Origin of the sequence: Streptomyces kanamyceticus (assembly GCF_008704495.1) — a bacterium.
Taxonomy (GTDB): Bacteria; Actinomycetota; Actinomycetes; order Streptomycetales; family Streptomycetaceae; genus Streptomyces; species Streptomyces kanamyceticus.
Genome location: NZ_CP023699.1, coordinates 8487862 through 8499362, shown reverse-complemented (window position 1 = coordinate 8499362; position 11501 = coordinate 8487862). Strand labels below are relative to the sequence as shown.

Here is an 11501-nt window from a genome sequence, read left to right as displayed (position 1 = left end):
CCTCGGTCTGACAACGGTCGAAACGGCGCAGAAGCGACTGGCTCAGCCGTCCGCGCCGACGCGCCGCCGGTACACCTCGAGCAGGCCCGCGAGGGAGTCCTGGAGATAGTCGGCGAGCAGCCGCTCGGCGTGTGCGGCGTCACCCTTGCGCAGGGTGTCCAGGATCCGCTGGTTGCGTTCGAGGTAGGGCTGGTGGAGACCGCGCGGGTCGTCCACCACGTGGAAGGCCAGGCGCAGTTCGGCGAACACGGTGCGCATCAGTTCGTCCATGCGGGCGCTTCCGGCGAGCGCCACGAGTTCACGGTGGAAGTGGATGTTGGCGGTGGAGACGCCCTTCCACTTCTTCTCGGCCGCGGCCCGCAGGCCGTCGGCGACGGCGCCCGCGATCCCGTCGAGGGCGAACGGAGGTGCGCCGAGACCGCGCACGACGGCGCACTCCACGAGGCGGCGGGCGCGGTAGATGTCCTCGACGTCCTCGACGGTGAGGACCCGCACGAAGACGCCGCGATTGAGCTGGTGCTCCAGGAGCCGCTCATGGGTGAGCAGCCGGAACGCCTCTCTCAGCGTGTTGCGCGAGACGCCGAGCGCCCCGCCGATGCTGTCCTCGGAGAGCCGGGTGCCCGGCGGGAAGAAACCCTCGGCGATGCGGGTCCTGAGGATGTCGGAGACCCGCTCGGCGGTACTGGTGCGCCCCAGGAGCGCACGGTCGTCGGCCAGTCCACCCACTGCGGCCATCCCCTCAGCCATGCCCGGATCAGCCATGCCCGGATTCAACCGCAGATGCGGGAACGAAACAACACGGGTATTGAAGGATCGTTCAACGATCCTCTACCTTGACGGGCACGGCGCCGCGGACCGCACTCTCCGCGACGCCCTCCCCGCACGCTCCAGCACCCTCCGTCCCCCTCCCAGTGAGGTGCCCATGAGCACGACCCCACCGCCCCAGGCCGCCCCGGCCGACGTACGCCACGACAAGGGCGAACTCCCCGACGACAGCGGGGCGTTCGGCTGGCTGCGCGCCCTCGGGCCGCGCGGCCGACGCGCCTTCGGAGGCGCCTTCGGGGGCTACGCCCTCGACTCGTACGACTACTTCACGCTGCCCCTGAGCATGGTCGCGCTCGCCGCGTACTTCGGCCTGGACAGCGGGCAGACCGGCCTGTTCACCACGGTCACCCTGGTCGTCTCGGCGATCGGCGGCGCCGCCGCGGGCGTCGTCGCCGACCGGATCGGCCGCGTCAAGGCGCTGATGATCACGGTCGTCACCTACGCGGTCTTCACCGTCGCCTGCGGCTTCGCGCCCAACTACGAGACGCTGCTGGTCTTCCGCGCCCTCCAGGGGCTCGGTTTCGGCGGCGAGTGGGCGGTCGGCGCGATCCTCGTCGCGGAGTACGCCACCGCAAAGAACCGAGGCCGTACGCTCGGCGCGATCCAGAGCGCCTGGGCCGTCGGCTGGGGGCTCGCGGTGGTCGTCTACACCCTGGTGTTCCAGTTCCTCGACGACGACATCGCCTGGCGCGTGATGTTCTGGACCGGCGCGCTGCCCGCCCTCCTCGTGATCTACGTACGCCGCCATGTGCACGACGCACCGGAGGCGGCGGCCGAGCGCCAGAAGAGCGCGGACAAGGGATCGTTCACGGCCATCTTCCGGCCCGGGCTGCTGCGCACCACGCTCTTCGCCGTGCTCCTGTCCACGGGCGTGCAGGGCGGCTATTACACGCTCGCCACCTGGGTGCCCACCTACCTGAAGTCGGATCGCGGCCTGACGGTCGTGGGCACGGGCGGCTATCTCGCCTTCCTGATCTCCGGTGCGTTCCTCGGCTATCTGACCGGCGGCTACCTCACCGACAAGCTCGGCCGCAAGCGCAACATCGCGCTCTTCGCGTTCCTCTCGGCCGCCTGCATCCTCGCGTACACGAACATCCCCGACGGCGCCAACGGCCTTCTCCTTGTGCTCGGTTTCCCGCTCGGCTTCTGCATGTCGGCGATCTTCAGCGGCTTCGGCTCCTTCCTGAGCGAGCTCTATCCGGCCGCGGTGCGCGGCACGGGACAGGGCTTCACGTACAACACGGGCCGCGCGGTCGGTGCCGTCTTCCCCACCATGGTGGGCTTCCTGGCCGACAGCTGGGGCGTGGGCGGCGCGCTGGTCTTCGGAGCCATCGGTTACGGCCTCGCCGTCATCGCCCTGTTCGGCCTGCCCGAGACGCGCGGGAGGGAGCTGCTGTGAGCCGGACCCTCCAGAGTCCCCCGGAGCCCGTCCAGGACCCCGAAGAAGCCCGTGCGGCGTTCCGTTCGGGCGGGACGAGCCCCACCGCGGGATGGGCCCCTGGTTACGCACAGGCCAATCTCATCGCCGTCCCCGCCGACTGGGCGTACGAGATGCTCCTGTTCTGTCAGCGCAATCCGAAGCCCTGTCCGGTGCTCGACGTCACGGACGCGGGCTCCTGGAGCACCCCGCTGGCGCCGGACGCCGACCTCCGTACGGATCTGCCGCGCTACCGCGTGTGGGAGCACGGCGAGCTGACCGCCGAGCCCACGGACGTCGTGGAGCACTGGCGCGGCGACCTGGTGTCGTTCCTGATCGGCTGCAGCTTCACCTTCGAGTCGGCGCTCGCCGACGCCGGGGTCCCGCTGCGCCACGTCGAGCAGGGCCGCAACGTCTCCATGTACGTGACCGCGCGCCCCTGCCGCCCTGCGGGGCGACTGCGCGGCCCCATGGTGGTGTCGATGCGCCCGGTCCCGCCCCGCCACCTCGCCGCCGCCATCAAGGAGAGCTCCCTGATGCCCGCGGTGCACGGCGGCCCGGTGCACTGCGGCGACCCGGCCGGGCTCGGCATCGAGGACCTGGGCCGCCCCGACTTCGGCGATCCCGTGACGGCGGAACCGGATGACATCCCGGTGTTCTGGGCGTGCGGAGTGACACCGCAGGCGGCGGTCATGGCCTCCCGCCCGCCCTTCGCCATCACGCACGCGCCGGGCCGGATGTTCCTCACCGACGCCCGCGACGAGCAGTACCGGGTGGCCTGACCACAGCGCGCCGAGCGACAAGAACCACGGGAGACGTACGTAGATGAGCACGGCCTCTGCTGACACCACGGCCTCGATCGACCTCAACGCCGATCTCGGCGAAGGCTTCGGACGCTGGCGCCTGACCGACGACGAGGAGCTGCTCTCCGTCGTCACCAGCGCCAACGTGGCCTGCGGATTCCACGCCGGGGACGCCGTCACCATGCGGCGGGTGTGCGACCGCGCCGCCGAGCGCGGCGTGCGGATCGGCGCACAGGTCTCCTACCGCGACCTGGCGGGTTTCGGGCGGCGCGCGATGGACGTGCCGCCCGACGAGCTGGCGGCCGAAGTGGCCTACCAGATCGGCGCCCTGGAGGTCTTCGCGCGCGCGGCGGGCACGCGCGTGTCGTACGTGAAGCCGCACGGCGCGCTCTACAACCGCGTCGTGGCCGACGAGGAGCAGGCCCGCGCGGTCGTCGACGGAGTGCTGCTCGCCGACGCCGCACTGCCGGTACTCGGGCTGCCCGGGTCGCGCCTCCTGGAGAGGGCGGAGAAGGCCGGACTCCCGGCCGTCACCGAGGCGTTCGCGGACCGCGCCTACACCGACGAGGGCACCTTGGTGCCGCGCGGCAGCGACGGTGCCGTGATCACCGAGGAGGACGCCGTCGCCGAACGGTCCGTCGGCATGGCCACGTCCGGCGTCGTCACCTCGCACGGCGGGCGCCGGATCGCGGTCGGCGCGCGGTCGCTGTGCCTGCACGGCGACACCCCGGGCGCGGTGGGTCTGGCCCGCCGGGTCCGGGCCCGCCTGGAAGCGGCGGGCGTACGCGTGGCGGCCTTCGCATGAGGGCCCTGCCGGTCGGCGACCGGGCCCTGCTCGTCGAACTGGCCGACGGCGCCGAGGCCCAGGCACTCCACGCCGAGCTGCTGCGCCGCCGTGCCACGGGCGAGCTACGCGTACGGGAGATCGTCCCCGCCGCCCGCACGGTGCTCCTCGACGGCCTCGACGACCCCGGCCGCGTACGGGCGCAGCTGCCCGGCTGGGAGATTCCGCCGCTGCCCGCACACGCGGGGGCCGCGCTGGAGATACCCGTGCGCTACGAAGGACCCGATCTCGCCGAGGTGGCGGCGCACTGGGGCGTGGCCGAGAGCGAGGTCGCCCGGATCCACTCGGCGGCCGAATACCGCGTCGCCTTCTGCGGGTTCGCCCCCGGCTTCGGCTATCTCACCGGACTCCCGGAGGGCCGCGCGGTGCCGCGCAGGACCACGCCCCGTACGTCCGTACCGGCGGGCAGCGTCGCCCTGGCGGGGCCGTACACGGGCGTCTACCCGCGCGCGTCGCCCGGCGGCTGGCAGCTGATCGGCTCGACGGACGCCGTCCTGTGGGACCACGCGCGCGTGCCCGCCGCGCTCCTCGCGCCCGGTGTGCGCGTCCGGTTCGTGGCGGAGGAGCGATGAGCGACCGTGCCTTCGCCGTCGTACGGGCCGGGGCGCTGACCACCGTGCAGGACCGCGGGCGCCCCGGGCACGCCCATCTCGGGGTGCCCCGCTCCGGGGCCCTCGACCAGCCCGCGGCGCGCCTGGTCAACCGTCTGGTGGGCAACCCGCCCGATGCCGCGGTCCTGGAGACCACCCTCGACGGCTGCGCCCTGCGCCCGCGCCGACCGGTCACCGTGGCGGTCGGCGGCGCGCCCTGCCCGGTGACCGTGGACGGCCGCCCCGCGCCCTGGGGCGCGGCGATACGGGTCCCCGCAGGAGCGCTCCTCGACGTGGGAGCCGCACGCTCCGGAGTACGTTGCTACCTCGCGTTCGACGGCGGCGTACAGGTCGACCCGGTGCTCGGCAGCCGCTCCACGGACCTCCTCTCCGGCCTGGGTCCGCCGCCGCTCACGACCGGCGCCGTACTGCCCCTGGGAAGCCCTAGCGGCACCCACGCGCGCGTGGACACCGTGCCGCAGCCCGCGCCGCCCCGGGAGCTGGTACTGCGCGTGGCCCGTGGGCCGCGCGCCGACTGGTTCACGCCCGCGGCACTGCACACGCTCGCCACGCGCGCGTACCGGGTGTCGTCGGCGAGCAACCGCATCGGCCTGCGCACCGAAGGTCCCGCTCTGGAACGCGCGGTCCACGGCGAACTGCCCAGCGAGGGCATGGTGCTCGGCGCCGTCCAGGTGCCGCCGGACGGCAGACCGGTGGTCTTCCTCGCCGACCACCCGACCACCGGGGGCTACCCGGTGGTCGCTGTCGTCCGCGAACCGGACCTCGCCGCGGCGGCCCAGGCGGTGCCGGGAACGCCGGTGCGCTTCGTCCCGACCGGGTGGCGCTGAGCCCCGCCAGGCCCGGGGCCCGGAGCCTTCGGGCCCCTCAAAGAGCGGCCAGGGCCGCGGCCACCGCGTGCGAAGCGCTCACATCGAGGCGGCCGCTGGTGCCCCGCGCCTGATGCCGCACCTCGTCGGCCGCGAGGGCGAGGAGTTGGGGCAGCAGGTCGGTGCACCGGCGCGCCACCCACCCCGTGCCCGCGGTGGCCAACCACCACAAGCTCGCGGAACGCGTGGGCGGGGGCAGTTCGGGCTCGCGCGCGGGCGGCGTGCCCGCCGCGAGCCCCCGGTCGACGAGGAGGGCGTGGAAACCGGCGGCGAAGACCCGGTGACCGCGCTCGCCGGGGTGCAGCCGGTCCGCACTCCACAGGGTCCGGTCGGCGGCCAGGTCGCCCTCGGCGGCGTGCAGATGAACGGCGCCGTGGCGCCGGGAGAGCGCGTGCACGACGGCGTTGACCGCGCCCTGTCGGCGGGCCAGCGGTCTGGCCAGGACGCCGGGCAGACCGAGCATCGTGCCCGGGTCGGGCAGGCACGCGGTGAGCAGCACGGCTCCCCGGGCGGTGAGGGCCCCGTAGACCTCGTCTAGGCGGGCGGCCACGGCGTGGATGTCGAAGGTCTGCCGCAGGGTGTCGTTGACGCCCACGACGACGGAGACGATGTCGGGGCGCAGAGCGAGTGCCGCGGGGGTCTGGCGCAGCAGCACGTCCGAGGTCTGGGCGCCGCTGACGGCGAGGTTGTGCAGCTCCACCTCGCGCCCGGGCGACGCGATCCCCTCGGCGAGCAGCGCCGCCCAGCCGCGCCAGGCGCCGTCCACGGGGTCGCCCACGCCTTCGGTGAGCGAATCACCCAGCGCGGCGAACCGCAGGGGGCCATCGGGCACGGGCCACTGGCCCGGCTCCGGCTCCGGCTCCGGCTCCCACGCTGGTCCCGGCTCCCACTCCGCTTCCGGCTCCGGTGACTGCGGCGGCTGGTCAACTCCCGACATGTGAACCCCTCCTGGACGCCCGTTCCCATGCGGATCCCGGCGCCGCCTCATGCGCCGCGAGGAACGCCGCGACCGCCGCGTCCCACCCGAAGCACTCCGCACGCGCGCGTGCCGCCGCGCGCCGCGACCGCTCCGTACGTGCGAGGACCGCGCGGACCGCGAGCGCGAAGCCCTCCCCCGAGTCGCGCGCGACGGCCCCCGCGGCACCGACGACCTCCGGCAGCGCCGACGAGGCGCTGGCCACCACGGGCGTGCCGCACGCCAGGGCCTCCAGGGCGGCGAGCCCGAACGTCTCGCACGGCCCTGGTGCCAGACAGACGTCGGCCGCGGCCTGCAAGGCGCCGAGTTCCGCGCGGTCGGCGACGTGGCCGAGGAAGGTCACCGGCAACCGCCGCTCCCGTGCCCGCCGTTCGAGCCGCCCGCGCAGCGGTCCCTCACCCGCGACGACGAGTACCGCCCGCAGCCCGCTCGCCCGCAGCTCCGCCAGCGCGTCGAGGGCCGTCCCCGGCCGCTTCTCCACGGAGAGCCGGGAGCAGAGCACCAGCAGCACCTCGTCCACGCGCGCGTGCCGTGCCCGTACCTCTCGGTCGTGGAGTCCGGGGTGATGGTCCACGAGGTCGACGCCGAGCGGGGCATGGACGACGTTGCGTGCCCCGACGCGGCGGAATTCACGCTCGGCCCAGCGCGTGGTGCACACCACGCGCGTGTACGCGTGCGCCGTACGGGTGTTGAGCGCGTCGGCGGCGCGCCGGGCCGCGGCGGGCGGCAGGCCCCACGTGCCGAGGACGCCGTCCGCCGTCTCGTGGGAGACCATCACGGCCGGGATCCTGGCCCGCCTGGCCCACGCCCCGGTCCAGCGCAGCGTGGTGCGGTCCGAGACCTCCAGCCGGTCGGGGGCGAGCCGCTCCAGGAGCCTGGCCACCCTGCGCCGGTCGGCGAGGACCCGATAGCCACCGGTGCCGGGCAGTACCGGACCCGGCACGGTCAGGACGCGCCCCTGCTCGGTGTCGCGGACCGACGCGCGCTCCCCGGGTACGACGAGCACGGGCTCGTGTCCCGCCGCGAGATAGCCCCGCCCCAACTCCCCGAGTGCGGTGCGCAGTCCGCCGGACGACGGCGTGACGAAGTTGGCGACCCGCACGATCCGCAGCGCCGCGCCGGACTTACCCGGCGCGCCCACCACACTCGATGCACCCGACGCACCCAGCCCCCCACCACCGAACCGCCCGACATCCCCGCCCCACTCGACTCCTCCGCCCCCGCTCACGCCGCCACCACCGTCCGCGCCGCGAGCACCTCTTCGTAGTGGCCGACGAGTTGCTCGCCCACCGCTTCCCAGGTGCGCCCCGCGACGGCCGCGCGCCCCGCCGCCCCGTACGCGGCCCGTAGCCCTGGGTCGGCGGCCAGGGCCCAGACGGCGTCGCGCACCGCGGCCGCGTCGTCCGGCGGCACCAGGACACCGGTCCTGCCCGGCACGACGAGGTCGAGTGGTCCGCCCGCCGCGGGCGCGATCACCGGCACACCGCTGGCCATGGCCTCCTGCACGGTCTGGCAGAACGTCTCAAGGGGACCGGTGTGGACGAACAGGTCCAAGGAGGCGAAGATCCGGGCGAGTTCGGGTCCTGTGCGCCGCCCGAGGACGGCGGCTCCGGGCAGCGCGGCCCGCACCGCGCCCTGGCTCGGCCCGTCGCCCACCACGACCACGCGCACGCCCTCCAGAGCGCACACCCCGGCCAGGAGTTCGACCCGCTTCTCCGGAGCGAGGCGTCCCACGTAGCCGACGATCAGTTCGCCGTCCGGGGCGAGTGCGCGCCGCAGCGCCGCGTCGCGCAGGGCGGGCCGGAAGCGGACCGTGTCGACGCCACGCGGCCACAGCCGCACCCGTGGCACTCCGTGCGCCTCCAGGTCGCGCAGCGCGGCGCTCGACGGGGCGAGGGTGCGGTCGGCGGCCGTGTGGACAGCGCGGATGCGCCGCCAGGCGGTGGACTCCCCCATGCCCACGTACGTCCGCGCGTAGCCGCCCAGGTCCGTCTGGTAGACGGCGACGGCGGGGATGCCGAGCCGTCCCGCGGCCGCCATGCCGCGGGCGCCGAGCACGAACGGGCTGGCCAGATGGACCACTTGGGCCCGGTGCCCGGCCAGCGCGGCGGCCACCCTGCGGCTCGGCAGCGCCACCCTGACCTGCGGATAGCCGGGCAGTGGGAGGGAGGGGACGCGGACGACGGGACACGGTGCCCCGGCGTCGGCCCGGGCCCCGGCCTCGGTGGCCGGGGCGACGACGAGCGGTTGGTGACCGCGGCCGGCGAGCTGCCGTGCGGTCTGCAGGGCGCAGTGCGCCACGCCGTTGACGTCGGGAGGGAAGGATTCGGTGACGATGACGACACGCATACCGGTGTTGACTCGCATACCGGTGTTGTCGTCGTGCGGGACGTGGCCGCGTCAACGTGGATCTTTCCTGGCGGGGAACGTCCCATGAGCGTTCCCCTCCGCGCCCGTCCTGGGGCGGGCGCGGCACAAGGGGCGATGTCCCGAAGCCGGGGCGCGGCGGCTGAGCGCGGCGCCGGGGGCCGGGGCGGGTTACACCGCGGGCGCGTCGGGCCCGATCCTGCTGCGTACCGCCGTCTGTACCTCGTCCTCTTCGGCGGGGTCGGCGGCGAGCCTTCTGAGCTGGGTGACGACGCGGGCGTCACCGGTCTCCGCGTGCCGTGCGGCGACTTCGCGGGTGGTCTCCTCGCAGTCCCAGAGGCACTCGACGGCGAATCCGGCGGCGAAGGAGGGGTCGGTCGCGGCGAGCGCGCGGGCGGCGCGGCCGCGGAGGTGGGAGGAGGCGGTCTCGCGGTAGACGTGGCGCAGCACGGGCGCCGCGCAGGCGATGCCGAGGCGTCCCGCGCCGTCGACGAGGCTCCACAGCGTCGGTGCGTCGGGGCCTTCGCCGCGGACGGCTTCCCGCAGCGCGGCAAGGACCAGCTTGTCGTCCTTGGCCTCGCCCCGGCAGGCGAGCAGGCGTCCCGCGGCGGCGCCGAGGGCGTCGGGCCGGTAGGCCCAGCGGCGCGCGCGTTCGACGGCGGCGACATCGCGCATGCGTTCGAAGGAGGCGGTCGCGGCATCCACCACGACCGGTGACGTGCTCTCCGCGGCGTACTCGATGAGGTCGAGCGCCTCGGGGTCGCGGGCGTCGGCCAGGTAGCGAAGGGCCGTGCCGCGCGCTCCGTCGGAGCCGCTGCGGGCGGCCTCGACGATCTCCGCGCGGTCGTCGGGTCCCGCGACGGCGGTCAGGCAGCGGGCGGCGGGCACGTACAGCACGGCGCCGCGCTCAAGACCTTCCTGTGCCCAGTCGAAGACGGCCTGGACGCTCCATCCGGGGCGCGGCCCCGACGGTCGCAGCTGGCGCTGCCAGCGGTCGAAGGAGCCCTGTTCCCGCGCGGCACGCACGCGTGCGCCGACCTCGGCCCTCGGGTCCTCCTCCCAGAGCCGCCAGGGCCTCGGTTCGTAGGCGTCGCGCACGACGGCGGCCAGCTCGGCCTCACCCTCCGCGTCGGCGGGGAACCTGGCGAGCACGGGGGCCGCGAGGGCGCGCAGCCCCGCGTCGTCGTCGCGCAGCGCCAGCTCGTCGAGGGCCCAGGCCCAGTTGGTGCCGTACGTCGCGTAGCGGCGCAGCAGTTCGAGGGCGTCATGCCTGCCGTAGGAGGCGAGGTGCCCGAGGACGGCGAGGGCGAGCCCGGTGCGGGAGTCGTCCGTGTCCAGGACGTCCTCGGCATCGAACAGGTGCCGCTCGATCTCCCCGAGCCCGCCGTGCAGGTCGAGGTAGAGCCTGGCGTAGTACAGGGAGCGGTTCTCCACCTGCCAGTCGTGGCGGGGGTCGCTCAGTACGCAGTGGTCGATGGCGGCGAGCGCCTCGGACCGTGGTGCGGTGAGTGCGTGCAGCGTGCCGTCGCCGCGGCCCCGCTGCAGCAGGCCGAGCAGCGTACCGCTGGGCGCTATGACCGGATCGAACATGGGAAACAGCCTCACATCAAGCGTCGACGCAACCGGGAATCACGCATTACCTGGCCGTGCGCCAACACGTCGGGCCGCCCGCCGTCTCTTGCTTGTCGAAGACCATCTTCCTCTGCCTCTCGTCGGTGGCCCTGGGGATCCCGGACGGGAGGTCCGGGGGCGGGCCGCTCACGGCCCGCGCGGTGCGGCAACACCTGCCCCACCGTCGCGTCCGTGAATCACGTCGTCATGATGACCCGGCGGTCGTGCCCGCCGCGACCACATTTCCAGCGCCCCCGTCTTCGCTGGTCAGGTACCCCGCTCAGGCGGCCCCGAACAGCTTCAGCAGCTCCGCCTTTCCGAACATCCGGGCGGTGTCCACCGCCGACGGCATCCCCGCGGCCGGATCGGCGCCGCCGTCGAGCAGGACCCGGATCACCGCTTCCTCGCCCTTGAAGACCGCACCGGCGAGCGGGGTCTGGCCCCGGTCGTTGGCCTGGTTGGCGTCGCCGCCGCGTGCCAGGAGGTCCCGGACCGCGTCGGCGTGCCCGTGGTAGGCCGCGAGCATCACCAGGGAGTCGCCGCTGTCGTTGGTGAGGTTCGCGGGGACTCCCGCGTCGACGTAGGCCGCGAGCGCCGCCGCGTCGCCCTGGCGCGCCAGATCGAAGATCTTGGTCGCCAGCTCCACGACCTCGGGGTCGGGGGCTTCGCTCATGTGGGCGTCCGCCTTTCTGGAATGCGCTGCTCCGGGATGCGCCGCCGGTGCAGCCGTACGAGTGAATCGACAGGGTACTGCCCTCGCGGGCACATGACCCGACCCTCCCGAGGCAAAGATCACGCAGGGTGCGGGAGACCGCCAGGACCCGCGCCCGGGCGGCCCAGTAGAGCTCTGCCATTCGAGCTAAATTCCGGAAAAGTCACCCATTTGCACCTTTTATCGTATGGATACATGCTGTGAGCCTGGAAGAACTCATGGTGACTGTCCCCATCAACCAGGAGAATCCTCATGATCCTGTCCATCTCAGGCGTCGTGCTGCTCGGAATCATCGTCTTCCTGTTCTTCCGAAAAGACGGACTCAAGGCCTCCCACGCCCTGGTCTGCGCGCTCTTCGGCTTCTACCTCGCGGGCACCGCCATCGCCCCGAGCATCAAGGCCGGCGGAGCGAGCCTGGCGAGCCTCCTCGGCGGGATCAAGTTCTGACGTCCCTGCCTTTCGTACGCAC

The 11501-nt window shown here is 73.8% G+C and carries 12 protein-coding genes; 6 read left to right on the top strand and 6 right to left on the bottom strand.

Translation table 11 applies throughout. From position 1 onward, the window contains the following. Positions 1-42: 42 nt before the first annotated feature. Positions 43-762, bottom strand: coding sequence for a GntR family transcriptional regulator (locus tag CP970_RS36970; RefSeq protein WP_398656445.1), 720 nt, complete (start codon positions 760-762; stop codon positions 43-45). A 160-nt stretch (positions 763-922) separates the two neighbouring features. Here CP970_RS36970 and CP970_RS36965 point away from each other — a divergent pair, with 160 nt between their 5' ends. Genes CP970_RS36965 through CP970_RS36945 form a run of 5 tightly spaced genes read left to right on the top strand, consistent with a single transcriptional unit; the run spans position 923 to position 5327 of the window. After that, entirely contained in the window at positions 923-2224 is a 1302-nt protein-coding gene (locus CP970_RS36965) for an MFS transporter (protein ID WP_055553563.1), read from the top strand. Next, a complete protein-coding gene (locus tag CP970_RS36960; RefSeq protein ID WP_055553561.1) occupies positions 2221-3024 on the top strand; it encodes a putative hydro-lyase in 804 nt (267 codons plus the stop codon). The genes CP970_RS36965 and CP970_RS36960 overlap by 4 nt, the downstream gene beginning before the upstream one ends. A gap of 43 nt (positions 3025-3067) precedes the next feature. Continuing rightward, positions 3068-3850 (top strand): LamB/YcsF family protein, encoded by a 783-nt coding sequence (locus tag CP970_RS36955; protein WP_055553559.1) that lies wholly within the window; start codon positions 3068-3070, stop codon positions 3848-3850. Further along, a complete protein-coding gene (locus CP970_RS36950) occupies positions 3847-4461 on the top strand; it encodes a 5-oxoprolinase subunit B family protein (RefSeq protein ID WP_055553557.1) in 615 nt (204 codons plus the stop codon). Before CP970_RS36955 ends, CP970_RS36950 begins: the two co-directional genes overlap by 4 nt. Beyond that, positions 4458-5327 (top strand): 5-oxoprolinase subunit C family protein, encoded by an 870-nt coding sequence (locus CP970_RS36945; RefSeq protein ID WP_055553555.1) that lies wholly within the window; start codon positions 4458-4460, stop codon positions 5325-5327. Before CP970_RS36950 ends, CP970_RS36945 begins: the two co-directional genes overlap by 4 nt. A gap of 37 nt (positions 5328-5364) precedes the next feature. Here the strand turns inward: CP970_RS36945 and CP970_RS36940 are convergent, their stop codons facing one another. The 5 genes from CP970_RS36940 to CP970_RS36910 all read right to left on the bottom strand — a co-directional run bounded on the left by CP970_RS36940 (position 5365) and on the right by CP970_RS36910 (position 10993). Beyond that, positions 5365-6303: an SGNH/GDSL hydrolase family protein gene (locus CP970_RS36940; protein WP_079043885.1), complete on the bottom strand. Its 939-nt coding sequence runs from the start codon at positions 6301-6303 to the stop codon at positions 5365-5367. After that, a complete protein-coding gene (locus CP970_RS36935) occupies positions 6290-7483 on the bottom strand; it encodes a glycosyltransferase (RefSeq protein WP_107099073.1) in 1194 nt (397 codons plus the stop codon). Before CP970_RS36935 ends, CP970_RS36940 begins: the two co-directional genes overlap by 14 nt. An 83-nt stretch (positions 7484-7566) precedes the next feature. After that, positions 7567-8691 (bottom strand): glycosyltransferase family 4 protein, encoded by a 1125-nt coding sequence (locus CP970_RS36925; protein WP_150494906.1) that lies wholly within the window; start codon positions 8689-8691, stop codon positions 7567-7569. Positions 8692-8880: 189 nt separating this feature from the next. Continuing rightward, entirely contained in the window at positions 8881-10299 is a 1419-nt protein-coding gene (locus tag CP970_RS36920) for a HEAT repeat domain-containing protein (RefSeq protein ID WP_055547733.1), read from the bottom strand. Between the two features lie 301 nt (positions 10300-10600). Further along, positions 10601-10993, bottom strand: coding sequence for an ankyrin repeat domain-containing protein (locus CP970_RS36910; protein WP_055547735.1), 393 nt, complete (start codon positions 10991-10993; stop codon positions 10601-10603). A gap of 291 nt (positions 10994-11284) precedes the next feature. Between CP970_RS36910 and CP970_RS36905 the strand changes: the two genes are divergently transcribed. Next, positions 11285-11479 (top strand): hypothetical protein, encoded by a 195-nt coding sequence (locus CP970_RS36905; RefSeq protein WP_018534760.1) that lies wholly within the window; start codon positions 11285-11287, stop codon positions 11477-11479. The last annotated feature ends 22 nt before the right edge of the window (positions 11480-11501 follow it).

Coding starts and splice junctions, on each gene's coding strand:
- CP970_RS36965 (WP_055553563.1), top strand. CDS start 923: ATGAGCACGACCCCACCGCCCCAGGCCGCCCCGGCCGACGTACGCCAC.
- CP970_RS36945 (WP_055553555.1), top strand. CDS start 4,458: ATGAGCGACCGTGCCTTCGCCGTCGTACGGGCCGGGGCGCTGACCACC.
- CP970_RS36970 (WP_398656445.1), bottom strand. CDS start 762: ATGGCTGATCCGGGCATGGCTGAGGGGATGGCCGCAGTGGGTGGACTG.
- CP970_RS36955 (WP_055553559.1), top strand. CDS start 3,068: ATGAGCACGGCCTCTGCTGACACCACGGCCTCGATCGACCTCAACGCC.
- CP970_RS36940 (WP_079043885.1), bottom strand. CDS start 6,303: ATGTCGGGAGTTGACCAGCCGCCGCAGTCACCGGAGCCGGAAGCGGAG.
- CP970_RS36920 (WP_055547733.1), bottom strand. CDS start 10,299: ATGTTCGATCCGGTCATAGCGCCCAGCGGTACGCTGCTCGGCCTGCTG.
- CP970_RS36905 (WP_018534760.1), top strand. CDS start 11,285: ATGATCCTGTCCATCTCAGGCGTCGTGCTGCTCGGAATCATCGTCTTC.
- CP970_RS36950 (WP_055553557.1), top strand. CDS start 3,847: ATGAGGGCCCTGCCGGTCGGCGACCGGGCCCTGCTCGTCGAACTGGCC.
- CP970_RS36910 (WP_055547735.1), bottom strand. CDS start 10,993: ATGAGCGAAGCCCCCGACCCCGAGGTCGTGGAGCTGGCGACCAAGATC.
- CP970_RS36925 (WP_150494906.1), bottom strand. CDS start 8,691: ATGCGTGTCGTCATCGTCACCGAATCCTTCCCTCCCGACGTCAACGGC.